Annotated in this window: 21 protein-coding genes and 1 riboswitch; of the genes, 11 read left to right on the top strand and 10 right to left on the bottom strand. The window is 71.5% G+C overall.

Annotated elements, in window-relative coordinates:
• The first annotated feature begins 17 nt into the window (after positions 1-17).
• Both AC0699_RS03620 and AC0699_RS03615 read left to right on the top strand, forming a co-directional pair.
• Positions 18-1,367 (top strand): SWIM zinc finger family protein, encoded by a 1,350-nt coding sequence (locus AC0699_RS03620; protein ID WP_478655124.1) that lies wholly within the window; start codon positions 18-20, stop codon positions 1,365-1,367.
• A gap of 18 nt (positions 1,368-1,385) precedes the next feature.
• A complete protein-coding gene (locus AC0699_RS03615) occupies positions 1,386-3,020 on the top strand; it encodes a DUF5691 domain-containing protein (protein ID WP_478655121.1) in 1,635 nt (544 codons plus the stop codon).
• 117 nt (positions 3,021-3,137) lie between these two features.
• Here AC0699_RS03615 and AC0699_RS03610 read toward each other — a convergent pair whose 3' ends face one another.
• Positions 3,138-3,551, bottom strand: a complete 414-nt coding sequence (locus AC0699_RS03610; protein WP_453658408.1) for a coenzyme B12-dependent isobutyryl CoA mutase small subunit — start codon at positions 3,549-3,551, stop codon at positions 3,138-3,140.
• A gap of 336 nt (positions 3,552-3,887) precedes the next feature.
• On the opposite strand from AC0699_RS03610, the gene AC0699_RS03605 reads away from it, so the two are divergent.
• Entirely contained in the window at positions 3,888-4,745 is an 858-nt protein-coding gene (locus tag AC0699_RS03605; protein WP_478655117.1) for an esterase/lipase family protein, read from the top strand.
• A gap of 211 nt (positions 4,746-4,956) precedes the next feature.
• Positions 4,957-6,561 (top strand): M23 family metallopeptidase, encoded by a 1,605-nt coding sequence (locus tag AC0699_RS03600; RefSeq protein WP_478655114.1) that lies wholly within the window; start codon positions 4,957-4,959, stop codon positions 6,559-6,561.
• Positions 6,562-6,674: 113 nt separating this feature from the next.
• Here the strand turns inward: AC0699_RS03600 and pcrA are convergent, their stop codons facing one another.
• The gene (gene pcrA / locus AC0699_RS03595; protein ID WP_478655112.1) at positions 6,675-9,131 is read right to left on the bottom strand and encodes a DNA helicase PcrA; all 2,457 of its coding nucleotides are present in this window, start codon (positions 9,129-9,131) and stop codon (positions 6,675-6,677) included.
• Positions 9,132-9,503: 372 nt separating this feature from the next.
• Positions 9,504-9,671: riboswitch (cyclic di-AMP (ydaO/yuaA leader) on the top strand.
• On the opposite strand from pcrA, the gene AC0699_RS03590 reads away from it, so the two are divergent.
• On the top strand, positions 9,670-10,881 hold the full coding sequence (locus AC0699_RS03590; RefSeq protein ID WP_478655110.1) for a C40 family peptidase: 1,212 nt from the start codon (positions 9,670-9,672) through the stop codon (positions 10,879-10,881). (Overlaps the previous riboswitch by 2 nt.)
• Before the next feature lie 5 nt (positions 10,882-10,886).
• The gene (locus AC0699_RS03585) at positions 10,887-11,054 is read left to right on the top strand and encodes a pentapeptide repeat-containing protein (RefSeq protein ID WP_478655107.1); all 168 of its coding nucleotides are present in this window, start codon (positions 10,887-10,889) and stop codon (positions 11,052-11,054) included.
• An 87-nt stretch (positions 11,055-11,141) separates the two neighbouring features.
• Here the strand turns inward: AC0699_RS03585 and AC0699_RS03580 are convergent, their stop codons facing one another.
• Positions 11,142-11,495, bottom strand: a complete 354-nt coding sequence (locus AC0699_RS03580; RefSeq protein WP_478655105.1) for a hypothetical protein — start codon at positions 11,493-11,495, stop codon at positions 11,142-11,144.
• 253 nt (positions 11,496-11,748) lie between these two features.
• On the opposite strand from AC0699_RS03580, the gene AC0699_RS03575 reads away from it, so the two are divergent.
• Positions 11,749-12,807, top strand: a complete 1,059-nt coding sequence (locus tag AC0699_RS03575) for a C40 family peptidase (protein ID WP_478655102.1) — start codon at positions 11,749-11,751, stop codon at positions 12,805-12,807.
• 12 nt (positions 12,808-12,819) lie between these two features.
• Positions 12,820-13,584 carry a GNAT family N-acetyltransferase gene (locus AC0699_RS03570; protein ID WP_478655099.1) on the top strand — a complete coding sequence of 255 codons (765 nt, stop codon included), beginning with the start codon at positions 12,820-12,822 and terminating at the stop codon, positions 13,582-13,584.
• A 317-nt stretch (positions 13,585-13,901) separates the two neighbouring features.
• On the opposite strand, the gene AC0699_RS03565 is transcribed toward AC0699_RS03570, so the two are convergent.
• The 3 genes from AC0699_RS03565 to AC0699_RS03555 form a co-directional block, all read right to left on the bottom strand.
• Entirely contained in the window at positions 13,902-15,041 is a 1,140-nt protein-coding gene (locus AC0699_RS03565; protein ID WP_478655096.1) for an alpha/beta hydrolase, read from the bottom strand.
• 190 nt (positions 15,042-15,231) lie between these two features.
• A complete protein-coding gene (locus AC0699_RS03560) occupies positions 15,232-15,930 on the bottom strand; it encodes a LuxR C-terminal-related transcriptional regulator (protein WP_478655093.1) in 699 nt (232 codons plus the stop codon).
• Positions 15,927-17,201, bottom strand: a complete 1,275-nt coding sequence (locus AC0699_RS03555; RefSeq protein WP_478655091.1) for a PspC domain-containing protein — start codon at positions 17,199-17,201, stop codon at positions 15,927-15,929. The genes AC0699_RS03560 and AC0699_RS03555 overlap by 4 nt, the downstream gene beginning before the upstream one ends.
• 162 nt (positions 17,202-17,363) lie before the next feature.
• Here AC0699_RS03555 and AC0699_RS03550 point away from each other — a divergent pair, with 162 nt between their 5' ends.
• The gene (locus tag AC0699_RS03550; RefSeq protein WP_478655088.1) at positions 17,364-18,665 is read left to right on the top strand and encodes a PspC domain-containing protein; all 1,302 of its coding nucleotides are present in this window, start codon (positions 17,364-17,366) and stop codon (positions 18,663-18,665) included.
• Complete coding sequence (locus AC0699_RS03545) at positions 18,652-18,915, top strand: hypothetical protein (RefSeq protein ID WP_478655085.1); 264 nt, start codon at positions 18,652-18,654, stop codon at positions 18,913-18,915. The genes AC0699_RS03550 and AC0699_RS03545 overlap by 14 nt, the downstream gene beginning before the upstream one ends.
• Here AC0699_RS03545 and AC0699_RS03540 read toward each other — a convergent pair.
• The 4 genes from AC0699_RS03540 to guaA form a co-directional block, all read right to left on the bottom strand.
• The gene (locus tag AC0699_RS03540; protein WP_478655083.1) at positions 18,822-19,340 is read right to left on the bottom strand and encodes a DoxX family protein; all 519 of its coding nucleotides are present in this window, start codon (positions 19,338-19,340) and stop codon (positions 18,822-18,824) included. The two genes, AC0699_RS03545 and AC0699_RS03540, sit on opposite strands and share 94 nt — an antisense overlap.
• 153 nt (positions 19,341-19,493) lie before the next feature.
• Positions 19,494-20,735, bottom strand: a complete 1,242-nt coding sequence (locus AC0699_RS03535; RefSeq protein WP_478655080.1) for a hypothetical protein — start codon at positions 20,733-20,735, stop codon at positions 19,494-19,496.
• A gap of 134 nt (positions 20,736-20,869) precedes the next feature.
• On the bottom strand, positions 20,870-21,694 hold the full coding sequence (locus AC0699_RS03530) for a class II aldolase/adducin family protein (protein WP_478655078.1): 825 nt from the start codon (positions 21,692-21,694) through the stop codon (positions 20,870-20,872).
• Positions 21,695-21,803: 109 nt separating this feature from the next.
• Positions 21,804-23,393 (bottom strand): glutamine-hydrolyzing GMP synthase, encoded by a 1,590-nt coding sequence (guaA, locus tag AC0699_RS03525; RefSeq protein ID WP_478655076.1) that lies wholly within the window; start codon positions 23,391-23,393, stop codon positions 21,804-21,806.
• 308 nt (positions 23,394-23,701) lie between these two features.
• Between guaA and AC0699_RS03520 the strand changes: the two genes are divergently transcribed.
• Positions 23,702-23,989, top strand: a complete 288-nt coding sequence (locus AC0699_RS03520; RefSeq protein ID WP_478655074.1) for a chorismate mutase — start codon at positions 23,702-23,704, stop codon at positions 23,987-23,989.
• Positions 23,990-24,490 lie beyond the last annotated feature (501 nt).

Here is a 24,490-nt window from a genome sequence, read left to right as displayed (position 1 = left end):
CCCCTAGCGTCTCTCGCATGAATCAGCAGGGGGTGCGCTGGACGGCGGAACAGGTGCTGGCTCTGGCTCCTGATGCCTCGTCACGCAAGGCGGGAAGCAAGCTCGGTGCGGCCGGGCCGTGGTCCGATGCGGGCAGCAGCGGCTCGGGCGCCGTCTGGGGCCTGTGCAAGGGCAGCGGCAGCAGGCCGTACCAGACAATCGTGGACACAACGGGACCGGCGTACAAGTGCAGTTGCCCGAGCCGGAAGTTCCCGTGCAAGCACGCGCTCGGGCTGCTGCTGCTCTGGGCGGGCGACGACGAGACCGTCCGGGACTCCGAGGTGCCGGACTGGGCCGACGAGTGGCTGGCGGGTCGCCGCAAGCGCACGGCGGAGAAGGAGGAGCGGACTGCGGGCGAGGGGCCGTCCACGAAGACCGCGGACACGGAGGCGGCGCGGCGCAGGGCGGAGCGCCGGGCGGGCCGCATCACCGCGGGGGCGACGGAGCTGGAGCAGCGGCTTGCGGATCTCGTGCGCGGCGGTCTGGCCTCGGCGGAGCAGTCGGGATACGGCCTGTGGGAGGAGACAGCCGCCCGCATGGTCGACGCACAGGCTCCCGGACTGGCCGGTCGGGTGAGGGAGTTGGGTGCCATACCGGGTTCCGGGCCCGGCTGGCCCGTACGCCTGCTGGAGGAGAGTGCTCTTGTGCATCTCCTCGACCGTGCCTGGCTGGGCATCGAGCGGCTGCCGGAGCCCTTGGCCGCGACCGTGCGGACGAGGGTCGGACTGACCGTGCCCGCCGAAGGGCCGGCGGTCAGGGACGACTGGCTGGTGCTCGCGCAGTACGACTCGGCCGATGCCAGGATCACCACACGGCGCATCTGGCTCTACGGGCGGGAGACCGGGCGGACGGCGCTGCTGCTCTCCTTCGGCGCGGCCGGCCGCGCACCGCAGCAGGCCCTGCCTGCGGGCCTGATGATCGACGCCGAACTGGTGCCGTACGCGGGCGCGGGGCAGCTGCGGGCCGACCTGGGCGAGCAGTTCGGCGCCCCGGTCCCGATCAAGGCGCCGCCACCGGGCGGTTCCACGGGCGACGCGCTCGCCGCGTACGCGGCGGCCCTGCGCGAGGACCCATGGCTCGATTCCTGGCCGGTCACGCTGACCGGTGTCATACCGGTCCCGGCGGACGACGGATGGCAACTGGCCGACGTGGATGGGGAGTCCGCACTGCCGGTCTCCCCTACCGCACTCTCCCGGCCGGGGCTGTGGAAACTCGCCGCACTCTCCGGCGGCAGCCCGGTCAACGTCTTCGGCGAATGCGGTCACCGGGGCTTCACACCGCTGGCCGCCTGGTCCGACGAGACCCCCGAGACGGTCACCCTCACCTGAACGCACCACGGAGGACCGATGACCAGCACCACCCGCACGACCGTCTGGGAAGAGCTCGTGACCTCCGCTCTTCTCGGCACCGACCGGCGGACGCCGCCGGCCGACGTCCTGACGCCCGGCGCAGAGGCGCCCGTCGCGCTGCTGGACGCGGCCGCGCTGCACACCGTGCGGTGGAGAGCCGGGCTGCGGCCCGCGCCGGCCGGGCCGCGGCCGGAGCCCGCACCGCACGACGACCGCCGCGACCTGCCCGAGCCCGCCCGGCGGAGACTCGCCCTGCTACTGGCCGACCGGGCCGCGCCCACGGGCGCGGGAGGCCGCCGCGGCACGGCGCCCGACCTCACGGAACTGCTGCCGCAGTGGCTCGCCGCGGCCAACGAGCACGGTTACCGCGCCCCGGCCTCGGCGCTGCCCGCCCTGCTCGACGCGGCCCGCGCCCGCACCGATCTGCGGCCCCTCGCCCTGCGCTTCGCAGGTCCGCGCGGCCTCTGGCTCGCCCGGCTCAACGCGGACTGGAAGTTCGCCCTGCGTGGCACCTGGGGGTCCGCCCGGGCCGGAGGCTCTGGGGGAGGTTCCGCCCTGCCCGCCCCGGAGGACACGGAGGCTGTCCGGCGGCTGTGGGAGGAGGGCCTGTTCGCCGAGCGGGTCGCCCTGCTCGCCTCCGTACGCGCTCACGATCCGGCAGCGGCGCTCGCGCTGCTCACCGGCACCTGGCAGACCGAGCGCGCGGAGGACCGGCTGATGTTCCTGGACTCGCTGCGTACAGGGCTGTCCGACGCGGACGAGCCGTTCCTGGAGCAGGCGCTGTCCGACCGCAGCCGCAATGTCCGGACGACCGCGGCCGAGCTGCTGTCCGCGCTGCCGCACTCCGCGCTCGCGGGCCGGATGGCCGCGCGGGCCGGCAGCTGCATCGGACTGGACCGCGCGGAGGGCACGGCGGGGATCGCGGTCGAGGCGCCGCACGAATGCGATGCGGCGATGCAGCGCGACGGGGTCGTCCCGACGCCGCCGTCCGGACGGGGCGAACGGTCCTGGTGGCTCGGGCAGTTGGTGGAGGCCGCGCCGCTGTCCACCTGGCCGGAGCGGCTCGGCGGGCGCACCCCCGAGGAGATCGTGGCCCTGCCCGTCGCCGACGACTGGGGCGACGAACTGCACGCGGCGTGGTGCCGGGCGGCGGTGCGGCAGCGGGACCCGGAATGGGCCCGCGCCCTGCTCGGCGCCCCGTCCGAGCCACCGTCGACCGGACCCGGAACGTCATCGCTGGCGGAGCGGGCGAAGCTGCTGGCGACACTGCCGGAAGAGGAGCGGGCGGGGTGGGTCGCCGCGTTCATATCCGCGCACGGTCTGTCGGAGGCGTTCCAGCTGCTCGGTGTCTGCGCGGTGCCCTGGGCCGAGCCGCTCGGCCGCGCGGTGGTCGACGCACTGGACATCGCGCGGGACGCGGGGAGCTACCCGTGGAGCTTCAGCGGCGTCATGGGCCTCGCCGAGCGCTGCCTCGACCCGGCGGAGGCGAGCCGCCTCGACCTCCTCACCGCCACCCCGGACGAACCGGAGGGCGGCTCCCCGGGCGCGGGCGGCTACTGGTCCGAGGCCTTCCAACGCCTCGTCTCGACGCTGCGTCTCCGCGCGACGATGCACTCGGAACTGCACCCGTAGCCGGCGACAGGGGGTTCGTACGGGCGGCTCCCGCCCCACCGGCACACACCCCTACCGGTGGCAGCCGCGGGACGGCGACCCGCACCCACGGTGCGGGGCACCCGCCCCAGGGATCGGTCAGGCGTCCGCCGCCTGGCGAACGTTCGCGTTCACCCAGTCCACGATCGACGCCGTCGTCGCGCCCGGGGTGAAGATCTCCGCGACACCCTTCTCCTTCAGCGGGGCGATGTCCGCCTCCGGAATGATGCCGCCGCCGAAGACCTTGATGTCCTCCGCGTCGCGCTCCTTCAGCAGCTCGAGCACCTTCGCGAAGAGCGTGTTGTGCGCGCCGGAGAGGATGGAGAGGCCGATCGCGTCGGCGTCCTCCTGGATCGCGGTGTCCACGATCTGCTCAGGGGTCTGGTGCAGCCCGGTGTAGATGACCTCCATACCGGCATCCCGCAGCGCCCGAGCGATCACCTTCGCGCCGCGATCGTGGCCGTCGAGACCCGGCTTGGCCACCACCACGCGGATCGGACCGGTCACACCCATCACTGCCTCCACATACCGACTGCGCCGTCATTGGCACGGGTCCCCACGCCTGTACGGGCCGGGGAGGTGAACGAACGTTATCTCCAGCATCCCGCAACCTGCCGTTTCGCGGCGGATAGCGAGGGGGAAATCACACGTGGGACATGTTCGCTGTGCGTCGTACCCGCATCGTGCACCACCCAGTCGCAGCCGGGGCGATCGCAAGGGGAGCCGCTACTCGGTCGCCGTACCACCGTGCCGCCAGCCGCGCGGCGCGGCGGTAGGGCCTGTCGGCAGCCCCATGAGGGCATACGGGGGACGGAGTCGTCGACCCGTGCGCCATTCGGGAGGTCGGCCATGGGTTTCCTGCCGCTCTTGCGGATACGGCTGTCGATCACGCTGCTCCGGGCCACCGCCCTCGAGCTGGCGATCCTCGCCGGGCATCTGATCCTGTACCCGTCGGGCATCTCGCATGAGCGCCAAGCCCCGCTGCCGCCGTCCGGCCCTGCATCACCGCCGTTCGGCCCGGCGTCATCGCCGTCATCAGCACCTACGACCCTGCCGACCACCCAGGACCCGTCGCGTCCCCCCGCCGTCCTGCTGCACGGCTTCGTCGACAACCGCTCCGTCTTCGTCCTGCTGCGCCGCTCCCTCGCCCGGCACGGCTGGCACCATCTGGAGTCGCTCAACTACTCCCCGCTGACGTGCGACATACGGACGGCAGCCGAGCTGCTCGGCCGCCACATCGAGGAGATCTGCGAGCGCACCGGCCATCGTGAGGTCGACATCGTCGGGCACAGCCTCGGCGGCCTGATCGCCCGCTACTACGTCCAGCGGCTCGGCGGAGACCGCCGCGTGCGCACCCTCGTCACCCTCGGCACTCCTCATTCGGGCACCAGCGTCGCCCCGCTCGCGAGCGCCCACCCCATCGTGCGCCAGATGCGTCCCGGCTCCCCCGTGCTCGAAGAGCTGCGGCTGCCCGCCCCGGGGTGCCGGACGCGGTTCGTCAGTTTCTGGAGCGACCTCGACCAGCTGATGGTGCCGCTCGAGACGGCCTGCCTGAAGCACCCCGATCTCCTCGTGCGGAATGTCCGCGTGAGCGGCATCGGCCATCTCGCGCTGCCCGTCCATCCCGCCGTCGCGGCAGGCATCCGTGAGGCGCTCGAATCGTCCGACTCGGACGCCGGAGCCTCGGGCGCCGTTTCGGTTGCCTGAAGTCGAACAACAGTCGAACGTAAGGCCAAAGCTGTGCCCGCAGTCCGCCGAAAGGCGGCCGAATGCCCGTTTCCCGTCCCTTCAAAACCTGCCGAAGATTGTCGGCGTCGCATACCGCCGGGTACAGTCGCGCCACTGCTTTGCCTCTGGGACCCCCGCCGTGGGGTGGCCCCCAGATCCTGGTCCTGCTGCCGAGGCGAGAGAGAAGTTGGTGAACGACCAGCACCCCAACGCCGGGTACGACGCGTACGCCACCGGCAGCTTCGACACCGACCCGCTCTTCGGCGCCCTGCCGGGCAGTTACGAAGCGGGACACAGCGGACATAGCGGGCAGTACGACGCGACGCAGTGGAACACGGGCTCCGCGACGGGTACGGGTACGGGTACGGGTACGGGTTACGACACCTTCGGCGCGCAGGCGCACCAGCAGGCATACCCGCAGCAGTACGACACCACCCACTACGACGCCACGGGCCAGTGGGACGCCAACGCCTGGAACCAGGCAGGGCAGTTCGCGACAGGGCAGTACGAAACGGCCGCGGCCACCTTCGCGTACGACACGACCGGCCAGTGGCCGGCGGCCGGGTACGGCACGGCATCGGCGTACGAAACGGGCGCGTATGACGCCACCGCCTGGAACTCCGGCGCGGAGGTCCCGGCGGAAGCCACGGCCGCGTATCCGCAGTACGTCGACACCCAGCAGTACGCCGAGCACATCGGGTACGCGGAGCAGCACCTCGACCACACGGAACACGCAGAGCACACAGAGTCTGCGGAGTACGCCGAGTATCCCGTGTACGACGGCCACCAGGACCTCACCGAGGCCGTCATCCCTGAACAGTTCTCCCCCGCGGACGAGTTCGACGCCGACACCGCGGCCGCGACCGGTTCGGACTACGACTACGAGCCCGAGGGCGACCACGCCGCCGACTACGACTACGAGTCCGAGGGCGACCACGCCGACTACGACTCCGACTCCGAGCTTGTCGCCGACGCCGACACCGCTACCGCGCCCGCCGTCATCCTCTCCCCCGCCGCCGTACCGGTCCGCCCCGTACGCCGGGCCGGCGGCAGCCGCGGACGTCGCCGCACCCCCGCCAAGCGCTCCGCGCTCCTCACCGTCGCCGTACCGTCCGCCTGCGTGATGGGCGTCGCCGGTGTCGCCGCCGCCTCGGTCGGTGGGCTCACCGGCGGCGAGACGAAGGACGCCGACACCGCGGTCACGGCCGCCGATCCGTCGTCCGTGAAGCCCGTCGCCGCGAACAACAAGCTCGACACCCAGCTCGCGGCGCTCAGCGCCGACGCCCGCGACTTCGGTGACCGCGCCAGCCGCACACAGGAGCGCATCGACCTGAAGGAGCGCCAGGAGGCCGAGCGCAAGAAGCGCGAGGCGGAGGCCGCCCGACGCGAGGCACTGCGACCCAAGTTCGCGCTGCCGGTCGCTCAGCACGGGCTGAGTGCTTACTACGGCCAGGCGGGCGTCAACTGGATGTCCATGCACACCGGTATCGACTTCCCCGTCTCGTACGGGACGCCGGTGATGGCCGCGACGGACGGCACCGTGCGCACCCAGTGGAACAGTGCGTACGGGAACATGGCGATCGTGACCGCCGCCGACGGCACGGAGACCTGGTACTGCCACCTCAGCAGCACCAAGATCCGCTCGGGATCGGTCAAGGCCGGCGAGGTCATTGCGTACTCGGGCAACTCGGGCAACTCCACCGGCCCGCACCTGCACTTCGAGGTCCGGCCGGGCGGCGGGTCCGCGATCGACCCGCTGTCGTGGCTGCGCAGCCACGGCCTCAGCCCGACCTAGGGCCCGTCCGGGCCGCACCGCGGTCCGAGTCCGGCTCCGGCTCCGGCTCCGGCTCGCGCACCTGCCCGTGGCACCGGGGCGGAAGCCGAGCCCCCGCCCCCCGAACCGCTTCCTTAAAGCTTTTCGACCGGTGCGTACCGCAGAAGCAGCCGCTTCGGTTTGGTGTCACCGAAGTCGATCGTCGCCTGTGCGTCCGCACCCGAGCCGGTAACCGCCATCACGGTCCCCAGTCCGAACTGGTCGTGCGTGACCCGGTCCCCGATCGCCAGCGCGATCACCGGCTTGTCCGTCGTACGCCGCGTGGCGAAGCCCGAGGGGCCGGAGCGCGACCGGGACGACGAGAGCGAAGACGTGATCCCGGACGTCGGGCCGGCGGGCGCCGCCATGGGACCGGTGCGCTTCCACTGCAGATGCGCGTCCGGGATCTCCTCCAGGAACCGCGACGGCGGGTTGTACGCAGGCTGGCCCCAGGCGCTCCGCATCGACGACCGCGTCAGATAGAGCCGCTCGCGGGCGCGTGTGATGCCCACGTACGCGAGGCGGCGCTCCTCCTCCAGCTCCTTCGTCTGGCCGAGCGCGCGCATGTGCGGGAAGACGCCGTCCTCCATGCCGGTGAGGAACACGACCGGGAACTCCAGGCCCTTCGCCGTGTGCAGCGTCATCAGCGTGATGACACCCGTGCCTTCCTCGTCCTCGTCGGGGATCTGGTCGGAGTCGGCGACGAGCGCGACCTTCTCCAGGAACTCGGCGAGGGTGCCGGAGCCCTCCCCGGCCCCGCGCTCCTGCTCGAACTCCAGGGCCACCGAGGCAAGTTCCTGCAGGTTCTCGATGCGCGTCTCGTCCTGCGGATCGGTCGACGCCTGGAGCTCGGCCAGATATCCGGTCCGCTCCAACACGGCCTCCAGGACGACGGCCGGCCCCGCGCCCGAGTCGACGATCGTGCGCAGTTCCTCCATCAGTGCGTTGAAGCGCTTGACGGCATTGGCGGAGCGGGCCGCCATGCCGTACGCCTCGTCGACGCGGCGCAGCGCCTGCGGGAAGGTGATCTTCTCCCTGAGCGCCAGGGCGTCGATCATCGCCTCCGCCCGGTCGCCGATGCCGCGCTTGGGCACATTCAGGATCCGGCGCAGCGGGACGTTGTCCTCCGGGTTGGCCAGGACCCGCAGATACGCCAGCACGTCCCGGACCTCCTTGCGCTCGTAGAAGCGCACGCCGCCGACGACCTTGTAGGGCAGGCCGACGCGGATGAAGATCTCTTCGAAGACACGGGACTGCGCGTTCGTCCGGTAGAAGACCGCTACATCGCCGGCCTTGGCATTGCCCGCGTCCGTCAGCCGGTCGATCTCGTCGGCGACGAACTGGGCCTCGTCGTGCTCGGTATCGGCGACATAGCCGGTGATCTGCGCGCCCGCGCCCGCATTCGTCCACAGGTTCTTGGGACGGCGGCTCTCGTTGCGCTCGATGACGGCGTTGGCCGCGGAGAGAATCGTCTGGGTCGAGCGGTAGTTCTGCTCGAGCAGGATCGTCGTCGCGTCCGGGTAGTCCTCCTCGAACTGGAGGATGTTGCGGATCGTGGCTCCGCGGAAGGCGTAGATCGACTGGTCGGCGTCGCCCACGACGCACAGCTCGGCCGGCTCCAGGTCCTCGTAACCCGTCCCGACCAGCTCGCGGACCAGCGTGTACTGGGCGTGGTTGGTGTCCTGGTACTCGTCGACGAGGACATGGCGGAACCGGCGCCGGTAGTGCTCGGCGACGTCCGGGAACGCCTGGAGCAGATGGACGGTGGTCATGATGATGTCGTCGAAGTCCAGCGCGTTGGCCTCGCGCAGCCGCGCCTGGTACATCCGGTAGGCCTCGGCCAGCGTCTTCTCGAAACCGTCGGCGGCCTGGTCGGCGAAGGTCTCCTCGTCGATCAGCTCGTTCTTCAGGTTCGAGATCTTGGCGCTGAAGGACTTCGGCGGGTAGCGCTTCGGGTCGAGGTCCAGATCACGGCAGACCAGGGCCATCAGCCGCTTGGAGTCGGCGGCGTCGTAGATCGAGAACGACGACGTGAAACCGAGCTTCTTGCTCTCGCGGCGCAGGATGCGGACGCAGGCGCTGTGGAAGGTGGAGACCCACATGGCGTTGGCGCGCGGGCCGACGAGGTGCTCCACGCGCTCCTTCATCTCGCCCGCGGCCTTGTTCGTGAACGTGATCGCCAGTATCTGGCCGGGATGCACATGGCGGGTCGCCAGCAGGTGGGCGATCCGGTGGGTCAGCACCCGGGTCTTGCCCGAGCCGGCGCCGGCGACGATGAGCAGCGGCGAGCCCTGGTGCACGACGGCAGCACGCTGCTGCTCGTTCAGCCCCTCGAGCAGCGCGGCCGGGTCCACGGCAGGGCGCGGCGCCCCGTCCCGGTAATACGCGTCGCGGGCCGGAGGCGCGTCGAAAGCGCCCTCGAAGAGGTCGTGCGGGACCTCCTCGTGGGGCGGGTGCTCGTCGTGCTCGTCGGGCTCGGGCGGCGGGTGCTCCTCCGGGGCCGAGGTGCGCTGGAGGTCCGCCAGGAAGCTGTCATCAAAGAGGCTGCTCATCGCTCTATGAGTCTAGGCCGCCCCACTGACAGCCCGCCGCCGCCTTCACCACACTCACCGCGCCGGAGCGCAACGCCTCCCCGCGCCGGAGCGCGACACCTCCCCGCGCCGGGGGCGCAACGCCTCTTCTTGCCCGAGCGCAACGCCTCCCTTTGCCCGAGCAACACGTACCGCGCCGCGCCCGAGCAGCAGCACGCACCGTGTCGGAGTGCATACAGGAAACGATCACATACTGTCACGCCTCGGCCACGACACGCCAAGGTCACGGAAATGTATCGGGCATATCGAACATCGTCCTTCACAGCAGCACCACAGTTTGGCTAGCGTGCTCGCCCAGGCGGCCCGTACTGCCAACGGCGACCTACGCCAATCGGGCAGCCTGCGCCGAATCCGGCCTCCCGCAGGGGAGTTCGGAACCGGGGACCCACCAGACATGTACAACTGGGGTGAATCGGGCCGCACTCCACCCGGCCCGTAGGACAGCCTTCCGTTCCGTCCGAACCCGACAGCTAACCCGGTAGGCGGTCCACGGAAGGAGATGCCGGCCTTGGCGTCGCATCGCAAGCCGCGCAGCCGCACTCGCACGAATTCATCCGCCGTCGGATTCACGACGGCCGCCCTGGCGGGCGTGACGCTGCTCTCGACCCAGAACGCGACAGCCGACCCGAAGCCGAGCATCGAAGAGGTCCAGAAGAAGGTCGACGACCTGTACCGGCAGGCGGGCTCCGCGACCCAGGACTACAACCGGGCGCAGGAGGCCACCGAGAAGCAGCGCCGCGCGGTGGACACGATCCTCGACGACGTCGCCAAGCGCACGGACTCCCTCAACGAGTCCCGCCGGGCCCTCGGTTCGTACGCGGCCGCCCAGTACCGTACGGGTGCGGTGGCCCCGACCGCCGCGCTGCTTTTCGCCGACAGCCCGCAGGCGTACTTCGACCAGACACAGCTGATGGACCGGCTGACCGACCAGCAGCGCAGCGCCATCGCCGACTTCGAGACCCAGCAGGCCGCGGCGGCGAAGCAGCGCGCGCAGGCGACCAAGAGCCTGGAGTCGCTGACCGCTTCGCAGCAGACGCTGCGTGAGAGCAAGCAGACCGTCCAGAAGAAGCTCGCCGAGGCGCGGGCGCTGCTGTCCCAGCTGACCGCCGAGGAGAAGGCGCGGCTCGAGGCGCTGGAGCGGGAGCGGGAGGAAGAAGCCCGCCGCAAGGCCGAGGCACAGGCCAAGGCGGAAGCCGAGGCGGAGGCGGAGCGGCTGCGCCAGGAGCGCGCGCAGCAGGAGCAGGAGCAGAACCAGGACACGGGCACCGGTACCGGTACCGGTACCGACACGGGAACGGGAACGGGAACGGGAACGGGAACGGGCACGGGCACCGGCACCGGCACCGCCCCCGACTCGTACGCGGCCAAGGCCGAGAAGGTCCTCTCCTTCGCCCGCGCCCAGATCGGCAAGCCGTACGTCTGGGGCGCGACCGGCCCCAGCTCGTACGACTGCTCCGGGCTCACCCAGGCCGCCTGGAAGGCGGCCGGTGTCGATCTCCCCCGGACCACCTGGGACCAGGTGGAGGTCGGACAGCGGGTGGCGACGCAGGATCTCCTCCCGGGTGATCTGGTCTTCTTCTACGACGACATCAGCCACGTCGGCATCTACATCGGCGACGGCATGATGATCCACGCCCCGAAGCCGGGCACGAACGTCCGCGAGGAGTCGATCTACTACATGCCGATCTACGGGAGCGTCCGCCCCGCCTAGAGGGCGTGCCGAGCGGACTTGCGGAAGCCGGGCTTGCGGGAGCCCGGCTTGCGGGAGCCCGGCTTGCCGAAGTCGTGCTTACAGAGGCGGTGCTTACGGAAGTGGTGCTTACGGAAGTCGCGCCGGTGGGAGCCGCCGCCCGGTGCCGGACTCACGCCGCAACCGGCCTTTGACCAAGGGGAGTCGCGGCATGAGCTGCTCGGGCTCGGCCGACCGGCGCGGAGCCTGGAACCCCCGGGCCCCCCGGGCCCCCGTCCGCATCACGTCCACAGCGTCGCGATGAAGATGTTCGCCAGCGTCAGCACGCCCACCGTCGCGAACACCCCCTTGTCCACGTTCTCCTCGTCCCGCTTGACGTAGACCAGCGCGAGGATCACCACGAGCACCGCGAGCTTGATGCCGATCTTGAGGTTGTTCACCGGCTGGTCGTCCGCCTGATTCAGCCCCACCAGCACCACGCCCGTGACCAGCATGGTAAGCGCACCGTGCAGCATCGCGGGCGTGAAGCGCGCCGTCCCCTCGCCCATCGCCTTCATCTGGGTCAGGAAGCCGCCGAGCAGCGCCGCGATACCGATGATGTGCAGGGCGACGAAGACATTGATGAGTACGTCCATGGCACCGGAGCCTAGCCGTACGGTCCGAAAGTGACCCCGGCCGGTCCATCTCCCACCAATACCGGTCAGGACGCCGCCGTGTCGCAACCCGGAGGTTTAGCGTCCTCCCCCAGGTGGCCGACTCCTCACCACCGTCCCGTACCCGGACGGCAGCCGGTCGCCCCCGCCGAAAGACCGGCGGTGGACCGTCCCCCCTGTGCGGTCCGCCGCCGGTACCCGTACCGGTGGACCCTACGGAAGGACTGGCTCCCTCGTGGCAGCGCACCGCAAACCCAGGCAGCGCACGCTCTCCGGCCCCGCCGCCCGCCTCTCCGCCACCCTCGCGCTCGCCGGCGCGGCAGCCGCCACCGCCTTCGAGGGGGCCGGGCACGCCGAACCGCTCCTCACCCCGGACGAGGTCAAGGCCAAGGCCGACAAACTGTACGAAGAGGCCGAGGAGGCGACCGAGAAGTACAACGGCGCGAAGGAGAAGGCCGACGCGGCAAAGGCCTCGGCGAACGAGCTGCGGGCCGAGGCGGCACGGCGTACGGACCGGCTCAACGCCTCCCGCAACGCACTGGGTTCCCTCGCCACCGCGCAGTACCGGGCCGGCGGCATCGACCCCGCCGTGCAGCTCGTGCTCAGCTCCGACCCGGCCCGTTATCTGGTGGGCGCGGAGCTGGCGGAGCGCGCCGGGGAGCGGCAGGCCGCGGCGATCGCCGGGGTCCGGCGGCAGTTGAGGGAGATCGCGCAGGTCCGCTCCGAGGCGGGCGAGCGGCTCGCCGAGCTTCAGCAGCGGCAGGCGGAGCTGGCGCGGCATCGCACGACGATACGGAAGAAGCTCGCGGCGGCCGAGGCACTGCTGGCACAGCTCACCGCCGCACAGCGCGCCGCGTACAACGGCCAGGACGGCACACCGGCGGGCCGCGCGGACCGGGACGCCGCCAGGACCGTCCCCGGCGCACCACCGGCCACCGCGCCCAACGCGCGCGCCGCGCAGGCCGTGGCGTACGCGTACGGGGCGCTCGGCAAGCCGTACGTCTGGGGCGCGACCGGACCCTCCGCGTACGACTGCTCGGGCCTGACCCAGGCCGCCTGGCGCGCCGCGGGCATCTCCCTCCCCCGCACGACGTACACCCAGATCAACGCGGGCCAAAGCGTCCCGCGGTCCCAACTCGCCCCCGGGGACCTGGTCTTCTTCTACTCCGGCATCTCCCATGTGGGCCTCTACATCGGCGGCGGCCGGATGATCCACGCACCGCGCCCGGGGGCGCCGGTCCGGATCGCGCCGATCGACGAAATGCCCTACGCGGGGGCGACGCGGGTCGCGTAGCATCCCGGCTTCATGGAATCGATCGCCCATGACATACAGAACTCCTCACGCACGCTGACGCTGCGTTCTCCGCACCACCGGCGGGTGGGCCCGTTCACGGTGCGGTACAACCCCGACTGGGAGATTCCGCCCGCCAACTACGCGATCCCCGACGCGGGCGCGGTCCCGTCGGCCGCCGACATCGAGGCGCTCGTCGCGCTGTTCCGGGAGCTGGACCGGGTGCCGCGGCTGGAGTTCCTGCCGGCCACCGCTCCCGGCACCGAATCCGCGCTGCTGGCGGCCGGGTTCACGGTCACCAACCGCGCACCTCTGCTGGCCTGCGCGCCCGGTGACCTCCGGGCGCCGGAGCCGGTGGACGGCATCACCGTCACCGAGCCGTCCGCACTCGCGGAGTACGTCGCCGCGGCCGGCGTCCAGCACCTCGCGTACGGCGGGACCGGCGAACCGGTGGAGGGTGAGATCCGCTGGCTGCGGGAGGCGTCCGAGCACGGTGGCGTCGCGGCCCTCGCCACGGCGCTCGACGGCACCCCCGTCGCCGCGGGCGGCTGCTCCGTGCCGGTCGACGGCCTCAGCGAACTCGCCGGCCTCGCCGTGGCGGCCCCCTTCCGCCGGCGCGGCATCGGCGCCGTGGTCTCCGTGTTTCTGACCACGGCGGCCTTCGCCCGCGGGATCCGCACCGTCTGGCTGGAGCCGGGCGACGCCGACATCGAGCGCATCTACGAGGGCATCGGCTACCGGCGCGTGGCGGAGAAGGCGGACTTCACCCTTCCGGGGTGACGGAGCCCCCTGGCACCGCCCCCCATGGTGCCCGGCTCCTGGGGAGTGTCTTCAGAGGAGCGCCGTCCGCCCGAAGCAGACGGGACTCTGAAGACACGACCTGGAGTGGCCCGGTGTCCGGCTTCTCCCCGGTGCCCGACTTCTCCGTGCGCGGCTTCTCGGACGAGCCGACCGCGTACCACCACCTGGTCTTCCCGGACCGGGACGTCGGCACGGCCCGTCAGGACGCGGCCCTGGACGGACTCGTCCACCGCTCCCGGGGGCCGGGGCGCGGAGCGTCCACAGCGGGTTCCACCAGCCCGTGCTCACGGCCCGGGTCAGTGACCCGCCGCCGACGGGTTCGGACCGCGTTCGTACGTGACCTGGCGGGTCAGCCAGCGGAAGACATCGGGGACCTGGCGCTTCCACTCGCCGGTGTCGTGGGCACCGCCGATCTCGAAGACGTCGACACTCGTCGGGAACTTGGCGGCGGCGCGGAGCGCAAGGCCCGATTCGTAGCCGTCGCCGCGGGCGCCGGAGACGAAGAGCGCCGTGCGCGGGCCGGTCTTGGCGGACTCCAGGATGCGCAGGGGGTTGTTGGCGCGACGCAGCTCGGGATCGTGGGCGGCGAGGGAGGCCTTCTCGGCGGCCGGGTCGTTGTAGCCGGACAGGCTCACGCCGGCGCGGTAGCGGTCGGGGTGGGCGACGGCGAGCTTCGCCGCGCAGTGGCCGCCGGCCGAGTATCCGGCGACGGCCCAGCCGCCGGGCTTCTGCGTGGCACGGAAGTTGTCCATGACCATCTTGCGGACGTCGACACTGAGCCACGAGTCCGCGTTGATCTTGCCCGGAATGTTGGCGCAGCCCGTGTCCGAGCGGCCGATCAGGGTGGTGCGCGGGGCGACGAGGATGAACGGCGCGACCTCGCCGCGCTCCATCATCGGCCTGAGCTGCTCCTGCACCTTGAGCGTGCCGAACCAGGCCTTGGAGGAGCCGGGATAGCCGGGCAGCATCTCGACGACGGGGAACTTCGTGTTCCGGTAGGCGGGCTCGTCGTACTGCGGAGGCAGCCAGACGTACACCTCGCCCTGGACGCCCGACACCTGCCCGGTGAGCGAGGTGACCTGCACCCCCTCCCCGACGATCGGGTCCGTGGCGCGCTTGAAGGTCTGCTTGGTCTTCGGCAGATCGGCCCAGCGGACCCCGCCCATGCCGTCCTTACCGAGGTCCTGCGCGGTCGTGACATGGTCGCCCGTGCCCAGCAGGTCCTCCCAGCTGTCGTACAGGCCGTTGCTGTTGTTCACGGCGATGAAGACCACGAGGAGCGCGGTCGACTGCGCGAAGCCGAGCATCATCAGCCGGACGGTGCCCCGCAGCAGGGCAGGGCCGCGCACCCGGCTCCACAGGGCCAGCGGCAGCAGTACGGCGACCACGGCCAGTACGATCGCGGTCACGAAAAAGGGCGTCCCGGTCAAACTCATCACGGACAGTCAGATGGAGCCTGACCCGCCCTGGTTGCCACGGTCGTGCGGCGGTTTCATCACAGATTCCCGAATGTGCATGGCTGAACCGCATGCATGCACGGTTGCAGCACCGCGTGCGTGCACGGCTGCAGCACCACGTGCGTGCACGACTGGCAGGGCTGCAGCACCGGGTGCGTGAACGACCGCGTCACACGAGCCGACGCGCCGTCGCCCACCGCGTCAGCTCGTGCCGGTTCGACAGCTGCAGTTTCCTCAGCACCGCCGACACGTGCGACTCCACCGTCTTCACGGAGATGAAGAGCTGCTTCGCGATCTCCTTGTACGCGTATCCGCGCGCGATGAGCCGCAGCACCTCCCGCTCGCGCTGGGTGAGCCGGTCCAGGTCCTCGTCCACCGGCGGCGCGTCCGTCGAGGCGAAGGCGTCGAGGACGAACCCGGCCAGCCGTGGCGAGAAGACCGCGTCGCCGTCCTGCACCCGGAAGATCGAGTCGACCAGGTCGGTGCCGGTGATCGTCTTGGTGACATAGCCGCGGGCGCCGCCGCGGATCACACCGATGACGTCCTCGGCGGCGTCCGAGACGGACAGCGCCAGGAACCGGACCGGGTGCTCGGCGGCCGTCATCATGCTCGCGCAGCGGCGCAGCACCTCGACGCCGCCGCCGCCCGGCAGATGGACGTCCAGGAGCACCACCTCGGGGCGCGTCGCCGTGATCACGGTGACCGCCTGGTCGACGTCGGCGGCCTCGCCGACCACTTCGACGCCCGTCTCGTCGGTCCGGCCGATCTCGGCCTGGACACCGGCGCGGAACATCCGGTGGTCGTCGACGAGCACGACCCGTACACGACGCTCCGAAGTCCCACCGGCTCCGTCGGTCTGCTCGGTCATCCGTCCGCCCTCTCCATCTCAAGCTCCACTTCGGTGCCCTCACCGGGCACGGACCGCAGACGCGCCGTCCCGCCGTTGCGCTGCATACGGCCGATGATCGATTCTCGTACGCCCATCCGGTCCTCCGGAACCGCGTCCGGGTCGAAGCCGGGCCCCCGGTCCCGTACCGAGACGAACACCGCACGGCCCTCGACCTCCGCGTACACCCGAACGGGGCCCCCCTCGCCACCGTACTTCGCGGCATTCACCATCGCCTCGCGCGCGGCCTGCATCTGTGCGGTCAGTTTCTCGTCGAGCGGGCAGTCGCCGACGACCACGACCTCCAGCGGGACACCGTGCTTGTCCTCGACCTCGGCAGCGGCCTTCTTCACCGCGTCGGCGAGGGTGGCGGGCTCCTCGCCCTCGTCCTTGCCGGTGCCCTCCGGCTTGTACAGCCAGTTGCGCAGCTCGCGCTCCTGGGCGCGGGCGAGCCGGCGCACCTCGCCCGCGTCGTCCGCGCTGCGCTGGATCAGGGTCAGGGTGTGCAGGACGGAGTCATGGACGTGGGCGGCGACCTCGGCGCGCTCCTGGGCGCGGATACGCATCAGCCGCTCCTCGGAGAGGTCCTGGGTCATCCGGACCAGCCAGGGGCCCGCGAGCAGACCGACGCCGACGATCACGGCGATCGCCGCCGTCAGTACGTTGCCGAGCTGGGCCGCCGAGCCGCGGACGACCATGAAGACGGTCAGGCCCATGCCGACCAGGGCGACGCCCGCGAGGCCGCGCGCCAGCTGCAGCAGTCTGCGGCGCCGGTCGTCGCCCGCCCACTGGGCCCGGCGGGCGTTGTCCGCCTGCCGCCACACCAGGACGACACCGGCGGCGATCAGCAGCACCGGCCACACATAGCGGTTGGCGGAGCCGCCCATGTCGACATTGGCGACGAAGACGACCGCGCCGATCAGCAGCGCGAACATCGCGAAGAGCTGGCCCCTGTCGGGCTTGCGCAGCCGCCGCCTGCCGTCCGGGGTCGTCTCGAAGACGGGCTTCGGTTCGGCGGACCTGCCCCCCACACCGAGCGGGACGACGATCCAGAAGACCGCGTACAGCAGCGCGCCGAGTCCGTCCGCCATGAACAGGCCGAGGAAGACCAGCCGCACCCAGATCACCGGCAGCCCGAGATGCCCGGCGAGCCCGCGCGCGACACCGCCCAGCCAGCGCCCGTCGGCGCTGCGGTACAGCTTGCGGACGGCGGGCTCTTCGGTCTCGGGCGGACGGGCGGCGGCGACTGGCATGCCCCGATCGTCACACGTACGTACGGGCGCGGACATCAGGGCCGTCCCTGAGACCGACCCTGAACCTCAGGGGTCCCCCGGAGCCGGCATCGGCGCAATATCAGGGAAGGGCCAGGGTCGGGGCGGCTGCCACCCGGGGATGCGGCCCGTCACCATGGAGTCATGACTCAGCCGACCGCTCCGCCGCCCTCGCCGCCGTCGGAGCAGCAGCCTCCGCCGGTGCTGCTGCGCCGGACCCCGCGGCACAAGCTCGTGGGCGGAGTGTGCGGCGGCCTCGGCCGGTACTGCGACGTCGATCCGGTGATCTTCCGCATCGTCATCGGGGTGCTGTCGGTGACCGGCGGCATCGGCCTGATCTTCTACGGCTTCGCCTGGCTGCTGATCCCGCTGGAGGGCAGCGACGAGAACGAGGCGCGGCGCGCCCTGTCGGGCCGCGTCGACGGCGCCTGTCTGGCAGCGCTGCTGCTGGCCCTGCTCGGCTGCGCCGTGTTCCTGTCGATGATCGGCAATGGCGGCACGCTCGCGTTCTCCGCACTGCTGGCGCTGGCCGTGACCGGCGCCGCCGTGTGGTCGCAGCGGCGCACGACGGTCGCACCGGACGGCGGTCCGCTCGACGGGGCCACCGCGCAGGCGGTGGCGGAGGCACCGCCGGAGGCCAAGGCACCGCCGGCCCCGGGAAGCCCCTCCTGGTGGCGCGACCCGATCATCAAGGACGGCTCCACGGGCCCGGTCGCCACCGGCTATCTGTGGGGGCCGGCCGACGCGGCGACGGACGTGGCGCCGCCACGCCGGGGCGGGCGCGACCGGGCCGTCCTCGCGCCACGCCCCCGCGGACCGCGCGGCATCGGCGGTCTCGTCCTCCTGCTCGCCCTGGTGGCCGGCGGCCTGGGCACGGGACTGTCCTGGGACGGCCGGCCCCTGGGCACGAGCCTGCAGATCGGACTGGCCTGCGCGCTCGCGGTGTTCGGCCTCGGTCTCGCGGTGGGCAGCTTCCTCGGGCGTATCGGCGTGGGCACGATCCTGATGACGGTGATCACGGCGATCCTGCTGGCGGGAGCTTCCGTGCTGCCCAAGGAGATCGGCACCGACTGGACGCGGACGCGGTGGCAGCCCGCCACGGTCGCGGCCGTCGCGCCGCGTTACGAACTCGGCTCGGGCGACGCCACACTCGACCTCAGCCGTGTCGCGATCCCGGCGGAGACGACCGTGAGCACCCGGGCCGAGGTCGGCGCGGGACGCCTGAAGGTCGTCGTGCCCGAGGGCGCGAAGGTGAATGTGTCGGCGCAGGCGGGGATCGGCGACATCAGCCTGCCCGGCGACCCGGCCGACGACGTGGACATCGCCCCGGACCAGGACCGTACCCGTACGCTCGCCCCGCCGGCCGGCGCGAAGCCCGCGGGCACGCTCGATCTCGATCTCGAGATCGGGCTCGGACAGGTGGAGGTGACCCGTGCTGCTTCATGAGTTCCGTCCGGGCCGGCTGATCGCGGGCGCAGCGGCTCTGGCGACCGCCGCGGCCTATCTCGGGGACGCGGCGGGCGCCTGGGAGACCGAGTGGTTCGTGGCCTTCCCGGTCGTCTTCGGCGGTCTCTTCCTCGCCGGGGTCGCGACCTTCACGAACTACCGGATACGGCGGCGCCGCTCCGCGATGGCGGCGTCGAGCGAGAACGCCGACGCACCGGCCAGCACCAGCGGCAGCCAGGCCATCAGGTAGGCCAGATCATTGCCGTAGTAGTACGGCTCCGTCTGCCAGCTCACCGTCAGCCACAGGCTCAGCGAGATCAGCGCCCCGCCGAGCGCGGCGAGCCGCGCCAGCAGCCCGACCAGGGTGCCGATGCCGACGGCCAGCTCACCGAAGGCCATGGCGTAGCCGAACCCTTCGGGGTTGCGCAGGGCCATGTCCACGAGCCCGGGGACGGCGGACGTGTTCCGCACATTGTTCATGAGCTCCCCGATGGACCCGGGGCCGGTCGCCGACAGGAACGCGCTGTCGGTGAGCTTGTCGAGTCCCGCGTAAATGAACGTCACCCCGAGGAAGAGCCGTAGCGGCAGCAGCGCGTAGGGCTGCGCGCGCTCCTTCCAGCTGCTCCGGACCTGATCGCTCGAGTAGGTGGCTGTCGTCCGGTACACATGTGTCATCGTCGCCTCCGTGTTTGACCCGGCTGGAACGATTCTCCCCACGCCCCGCGCCTATGCATACGGAGATGACGGCCGTACGGCTCAGCGCACGACGCCGCCTCAGCACGCCACGCAGGCTCAGTGCACGGCGCCGCCTCGGCGCACGACGCAGGCTCAGTCCGCGATGTCGATGGTCACCCGGTTCGACTCGGTGCCCGCCGCCGTCACCACCTGCACATCGACCCTGCCCGGTTCGACCTCGGCCGGGACCGGGACCGCGACGCTCGTGTCGGTCGGGTTGGTGAAGCCGCCCGGGACGGGGATCAGCGGGACGTGGACGTGGACGGGGCCGATACGGACGGTCATCCGGGACAGCCGGTCGGGGGTCCCCGCGCCCGGCGGCACGAAGCCGGCGCCGCGGATCTCGATGTCGTCGCCGGTGCGGATGGGGCCGTCGAGGTCACCGGGCTCACGGGCGCGGACGACGGAGAGGACGACCGGCCGGCCGCCCTCCGCGTACTTCCCGGCGAGATAGACGCCGGCGGAGACCAGGACCAGCACCGTGAGGCCCCACGGCAGTCCGGGCAACTGGTCGGGGCGGCGGGCGAGCAGGACCCCCGCACAGGCCAGCGCGGCAGCGCCGACGAGGACGTACTGCGCGTCCGGGAAACTCCCGCGCCCCGCGTCGTCGCACAGCAGATCGGCGGGGCGCGGCCGGTCCGCCTGTACCTTCTGCAGGCGCTGCGTGATGATGCGCACGGTGACGACGCGGCGTACCACGACGGCGATCAGACAGACGACCGTGACGACGGTCAGCAGGGCGGCGCCCTGGGCGAGTCCGAGTCCGGCCGGCTGCGACGCGGCGAGGCGGAACGCCAGGAACAGGACGGTGTAGGCGGCGAAGAGCACCCACGCGGCGGCGACGGCCCGCGAGGTCGACAGCCGGTTGTCCTCGCCGACGAGCGGGGCGAGCAGGCCGCCGTGCGTCCGGTGCAGCCGGGCCGCGCCGGTGAGCAGGGCCGCCAGGCAGACCGCGGCGGCCAGTCCCGCGGTGCGGGAGACGCTCCAGCCGGAGCCGATCGCGGTCCCGGCCTGGGCGATGAGCAGCAGCGCGACCCAGCCCCACAGCGCGAGGAGTGTGCGCCGCCAGACGCGGATGAGCCAGGCCTCGCCCGCCGCCCGGCTTCGTTCCGCGACGGCACGGGCCGACTCGGTCAGCTCGTCGGAGACCCACTGGCGGGACGCGCCCGCGGAGTAGGCGACCTGGGCGGGCAGCCCCTGCCCCCCGGCCAGTCCGTCGCGCAGGGCGAGGAATCCGGCGACGGCTCGCCGATGGCCCTCGCGTGCTCCGTGCGGGCAGTCGCCGCACGTGCAGCCTCCCCCGTGCACGCTGTGTCCCGCTTCTTGCACCGCCACGGCGACGCACCCTTCCCCGGTAGGCAGCTTCGGCAACTACCCCGTAATTCCAAGGAATTGTGCCGTACGGGCGGGGACAATCACGCACCGGAAAGCCGACGAGAGGGTGATCTGCGCACGATCAAATTGACGTACTACGACATGAGTTCGGGCTCCGCTGCGGCGATCTGCCGCCACATCGGCTGGTAGTTGATCCATGCGACGAGATCGGTGCCGAGCTGCTCGCGGGTGGTGAGGGCGTCGCGGTGGCCGATGAGGAGCGGCTTTCCCGCCGCCCGGGCCTCGAGCTGGATCCGGGCGCAGCGCTCCATCGAGAGGAACCACCAGGCGGCCGCGTCCACCGAGTCGCCGACGGTGAGCAGCCCGTGGTTGCGCAGGATGATGCCCTTGTGCGCGCCGAGCGCGGAGGCGATGCGCCGGCCTTCTGCCGCGTCCACGACCACACCCGTGTACGCGTCGTACAGAGCGTGGTCCTCGTAGAAGGCGCACGCCTCCTGGGTGATCGGATCGAGCAGCTCCCCCAGCGCGGCCAGCGCCCGGCCGTGCACGGAGTGGGTGTGTGCGACGGCGACGGCCTCGGGCCTGGCCCGGTGTATCTCGGCATGCACGGCGAACGCGGCCTGGTTGACGTGCCGGGTACCCAGCACGACCTGTCCGTCACCGTTGACCAGGACGAGCTTGCCCGCGGTCATCGTGGCGAACGGCTCCCCGAACGGATTGACCCAGAAACAGTCCGGGACCTCCGGATCCCGCGCGGTGACGTGACCGGAGACACCTTCCTCGTACCCCAACCGCGCGAAGAGCCTCAGCGCCCCGGCGAGCCGCTGCTTCCGGTACGCCCGCTCGTCGGCCGGGGACTCGTGCACGGGCGGCATGGCGAAGTGGAGCTGCTCGACGGGGACGGGCGCGGGAACGGGGAGCGGTGTCCCGGCCGACGTCTGGGCGGGCGTCTCGGTCATGCGGCGGAAGGTACCTCCGGTCACCCCAACTGACCAGAGGTTTCACGCGCCGAAGCCGCCGCCCGCGCGAGGCGGGCGACGGCTTCGTCCTTGTTCGTACGGGGAGGGGTCACTCCCACTCGATGGTGCCCGGCGGCTTCGACGTCACGTCCAGCACCACCCGGTTGACGTCCGCGACCTCGTTGGTGATCCGGGTCGAGATCTTGGCGAGCACCTCGTACGGCATGCGCGTCCAGTCCGCCGTCATGGCGTCCTCGCTGGACACCGGGCGGAGCACGATCGGGTGGCCGTACGTCCGGCTGTCGCCCTGGACACCGACGCTGCGCACATCGGCGAGCAGGACCACCGGGCACTGCCAGATGTCGCGGTCGAGCCCGGCCGCGGTGAGCTCCTCGCGGGCGATCGCGTCCGCCTCGCGCAGCAGGTCGAGGCGGTCCTTGGTGACCTCGCCGACGATACGGATACCGAGACCCGGTCCCGGGAACGGCTGGCGCTGGACGATCTCCTCCGGAAGGCCCAGCTCCTGGCCGACCATCCGGACCTCGTCCTTGAACAGCTTGCGCAGCGGCTCGATCAGCTCGAACTCGAGGTCCTCGGGGAGGCCGCCGACGTTGTGGTGCGACTTGATGTTGGCGGTGCCGGTGCCGCCGCCGGACTCCACCACGTCCGGGTAGAGGGTGCCCTGCACCAGGAACTGGACCGGCTGGTCGCCGTGCGCGCCCGCCTCGGCGATGATCTCGGCCTGCGCCTGCTCGAAGACCCGGATGAACTCCCGGCCGATGATCTTCCGCTTCTCCTCGGGGTCGGAGACCCCGGCGAGCGCGGCCAGGAAGCGCTCCTGCGCGTCGACGACCTTCAGCGAGACGCCGGTCGCGGCGACGAAGTCCTTCTCGACCTGCTCGGTCTCGCCCTTGCGCATCAGGCCGTGGTCGACGTACACGCAGGTCAGCTGGGAGCCGATGGCCTTCTGGACGAGGGCGGCGGCGACCGCCGAGTCCACACCGCCGGACAGACCGCAGATCGCGCGCTTGTCGCCGACCTGCTCACGGATCAGCGCGACCTGCTCCTCGACCACGTTGTGGGTCGTCCAGGTCGGCTCGATGCCCGCGCCCCGGTAGAGGAAGTGCTCCAGGACCTGCTGGCCGTAGGTGGAGTGCATCACCTCGGGGTGGTGCTGCACGCCGTACAGCTTCTTCTCGTCGTTCTCGAAGGCCGCGACCGGGACGACGTCCGTGGACGCGGTGACGGTGAAGCCCTCGGGCGCGGCGGAGCAGGCGTCGCCGTGGGACATCCACACCGGCTGCTCGGCCGGGGTGCCCTCGAAGAGCGTGGAGCCCGTCTTGCTCACATGCAGCGCCGTGCGGCCGTACTCACGGGCACCGGAGTTGTCAACGGTGCCGCCGAGGGTCTGCGCCATCAGCTGGAAGCCGTAGCACATGCCGAAGACGGGGACGCCGGCCTCGAAGAGCGCACGGTCGAGGCGGGGTGCGCCCTCCTCGTACACGGACGACGGGCCGCCGGAGAGGATGATCGCCGCCGGCTTCTTGGCCAGCATCTCCGCCACCGGCATGGTGGAGGGGACGATCTCGCTGTAGACCCGGGCCTCACGGACTCGGCGGGCGATGAGCTGGGCGTACTGCGCGCCGAAGTCGACAACGAGCACGACGTCGGGTGCGGCAGCAGGGGACGCTGAGGACACTACGGCGGCCTTCCGGCGGTGGTGGGAGGGGTCTCTATTTGTCGATTCTACCGGCGGAGGAGGGTGGCTCTTCGTCTCACCATCCGAACCCGCGTTGGTCCCGCCCCCGGGGCCGGGCCATACTGACCGTCATGCGCAAGCACTCGACCTTCGTCTTTACCTATGGCACCCGGCCCGCCGGCTGCCATGGTCGTGCTGCTTGAGCAACTGACAAGCGACTTCCCAGGCGCCCCGGGCCACCAGGCCCGGGGCGCTCTGTGGTTTCCGGGCCGGGTCGCTCCGGGGCCTCCACCAAGGAGCCCTTCACCATGGCCGTCACTCCCGTCACCGACACCGGCGCCCGCACCTCCGAGGCCGCGGATGTGATCACCGGAGCCCGTGAGCGCATCGACACACTCGACGACCGGATCATCGGTCTGATCCAGGAACGGATGGCCGTCTCGGCCGTCATCCAGGAGGCCCGCATCACCTCCGGCGGCCGCCGCGTGAATCTCTCGCGCGAGATGGAGGTGCTCGGCCGCTACAGGGACGCGCTCGGCAAGCCGGGTACGTCGCTGGCGATGACGCTGCTGGAGCTGTGCCGGGGCCGCATCTGAACGGCCAGGGCGGTCTCTGGATACGCACATCAGTACGGGCGCCCTCTCACCCGTACGGCCCGTGACCGCTCCCGTACCGCTTCGTTGGTCCCGATGTCCGTGCCAGCCAGGGGCGGGCCCCGAAGGAAAGAACCACGCGTGGCTCCGCTGGGGCGTGTGGCGTACCGCAGGTGCGTCGTGGGACCTCGCTCCGGCGCGCGTGACCGGTCGGCAGGGGACAGCAGCCCGGTCACCCCAAGGGCGGTCGGCTCCGGGGACGCCCGGGGCCGACCGCATCCGGTCGAAACGGTTGCGCAGGCCGCAGCCTTCCAGCACCATGCAGGCACTTCCCGTCCCGCCCGCACAGCAGCACTGCACTCCACCATTGCCATTGGTCCACACCACTCCGTGCGCCCTTCTGCGCGCCGGTACGGATGCGGATGCGGCAACCCCACGCCAGCGGCGCCCTAGGGGCGGCGCCACAACGATGGGAGGGGAGGGGGAAGGAGGAGGAATGAAGGG

The organism is Streptomyces sp. NPDC043870, from assembly GCF_056435785.1.
The sequence above is the reverse complement of the archived record's forward strand: the minus strand, read 5'-3'. Positions and strand labels throughout refer to the sequence as shown.

Coding starts and splice junctions, on each gene's coding strand:
- AC0699_RS03620 (WP_478655124.1), top strand. CDS start 18: ATGAATCAGCAGGGGGTGCGCTGGACGGCGGAACAGGTGCTGGCTCTG.
- AC0699_RS03615 (WP_478655121.1), top strand. CDS start 1,386: ATGACCAGCACCACCCGCACGACCGTCTGGGAAGAGCTCGTGACCTCC.
- AC0699_RS03610 (WP_453658408.1), bottom strand. CDS start 3,551: ATGGGTGTGACCGGTCCGATCCGCGTGGTGGTGGCCAAGCCGGGTCTC.
- AC0699_RS03605 (WP_478655117.1), top strand. CDS start 3,888: ATGGGTTTCCTGCCGCTCTTGCGGATACGGCTGTCGATCACGCTGCTC.
- pcrA (WP_478655112.1), bottom strand. CDS start 9,131: ATGAGCAGCCTCTTTGATGACAGCTTCCTGGCGGACCTCCAGCGCACC.
- AC0699_RS03590 (WP_478655110.1), top strand. CDS start 9,670: ATGCCGGCCTTGGCGTCGCATCGCAAGCCGCGCAGCCGCACTCGCACG.
- AC0699_RS03580 (WP_478655105.1), bottom strand. CDS start 11,495: ATGGACGTACTCATCAATGTCTTCGTCGCCCTGCACATCATCGGTATC.
- AC0699_RS03570 (WP_478655099.1), top strand. CDS start 12,820: ATGGAATCGATCGCCCATGACATACAGAACTCCTCACGCACGCTGACG.
- AC0699_RS03565 (WP_478655096.1), bottom strand. CDS start 15,041: ATGAGTTTGACCGGGACGCCCTTTTTCGTGACCGCGATCGTACTGGCC.
- AC0699_RS03560 (WP_478655093.1), bottom strand. CDS start 15,930: ATGACCGAGCAGACCGACGGAGCCGGTGGGACTTCGGAGCGTCGTGTA.
- AC0699_RS03555 (WP_478655091.1), bottom strand. CDS start 17,201: ATGCCAGTCGCCGCCGCCCGTCCGCCCGAGACCGAAGAGCCCGCCGTC.
- AC0699_RS03550 (WP_478655088.1), top strand. CDS start 17,364: ATGACTCAGCCGACCGCTCCGCCGCCCTCGCCGCCGTCGGAGCAGCAG.
- AC0699_RS03540 (WP_478655083.1), bottom strand. CDS start 19,340: ATGACACATGTGTACCGGACGACAGCCACCTACTCGAGCGATCAGGTC.
- AC0699_RS03530 (WP_478655078.1), bottom strand. CDS start 21,694: ATGACCGAGACGCCCGCCCAGACGTCGGCCGGGACACCGCTCCCCGTT.
- AC0699_RS03520 (WP_478655074.1), top strand. CDS start 23,702: ATGGCCGTCACTCCCGTCACCGACACCGGCGCCCGCACCTCCGAGGCC.